Annotated in this window: 3 protein-coding genes; 1 reads left to right on the forward strand and 2 read right to left on the reverse strand. The window is 32.1% G+C overall.

Annotated features, from left to right (window positions below):
- Positions 1 to 195 (forward strand): cold-shock protein (locus tag AC1DEF_RS29035; RefSeq protein ID WP_274582571.1); only part of this gene is annotated, 195 nt, incomplete at its 5' end.
- 265 nt (positions 196 to 460) lie between these two features.
- Here the strand turns inward: AC1DEF_RS29035 and AC1DEF_RS29040 are convergent.
- Both AC1DEF_RS29040 and AC1DEF_RS29045 read right to left on the reverse strand, forming a co-directional pair.
- Positions 461 to 664: a cold-shock protein gene (locus AC1DEF_RS29040; protein WP_097825567.1), complete on the reverse strand. Its 204-nt coding sequence runs from the start codon at positions 662 to 664 to the stop codon at positions 461 to 463.
- A 230-nt stretch (positions 665 to 894) separates the two neighbouring features.
- On the reverse strand, positions 895 to 1,005 hold a 111-nt coding region (locus AC1DEF_RS29045), incomplete at its 5' end, for an IS3 family transposase (protein ID WP_477727650.1).

Here is a 1,005-nt window from a genome sequence, read left to right on the forward strand (position 1 = left end):
CAAGGTACAGTAAAATGGTTTAATGCAGACAAAGGTTTCGGTTTCATTGAAATCGAAGGCGGAGACGATGTATTCGTTCATTTCAGTGCTATTCAAGGTGAAGGTTTCAAATCATTAGAAGAAGGTCAAAAAGTTACTTTTGATATCGAGCAAGGTCAACGTGGAGCACAAGCTGCTAACGTTCACAAAGCATAATTAAAAGTGATAACAAAAAGGACTCCTTATGAAGGAGTCCTTTTTTTATGGTCTTATAATTAGAAAACCATGATTTATCTACTATTAGTTCAATAGAAAACCCAGGCTTTAAAAAAAGCCTGGGTTTTAGACAAGACGATCGATACAAGGTATAACTAGTTATAACATACATTAGAAATAGAAAGCAAATGCAAATAAATTAACTATATTTTCAATTAAATAATATAGTAGTAATTTTTAATCTATGCGATAGCATTGGTACAAATTATCTTCGATGGGGATTAAGGGGGATTTTATTAATAAGCCGTTCTCCAGCTTTCATATAATTTCCACACAAAGGGCATTTTTGGTGATTGTCGTAAGAGAAATCCTTTTTCATCCAGCCCTTACAATCTTCTACTGTACATTCCCAAACCTCTGTTTGTTCTTGGGCTAAAGGTTCTTGATTTCTTTTGCCGTAATAATACATACTAACATCACTACTCCTCTTACTATAGTATACCTTATAAAGGAGTAATGAATCATTTATATGCATTGGTAGTTTTTACAGCTTTATTTTTATAAATTCAAGAATCAAAATATGTATTAAGTATATCTTGTCCCCATAGAAAAAACACCTCCAAGTGATTGTTAGGTCGTATATACCCGTTTTTTAACTTAATGGACTTGTCAATATTTATTGGACACTAAGTTAAGATACTATGATGAATAGGCTTTTTCGTATTCAATAGGGGAAAGATAATGCAGAGAAGAATGCATTCTTTTGGTATTGTAATAGAGCTCTATATATTTAAATACTTCTTTTCGAGC

Source organism: Priestia sp. 10L35, from assembly GCF_056395685.1.

Excerpts from the sequence above, each read along its gene's own strand:
- AC1DEF_RS29040 (WP_097825567.1), bottom strand. The coding sequence starts at position 664 with ATGTATTATTACGGCAAAAGAAATCAAGAACCTTTAGCCCAAGAACAA.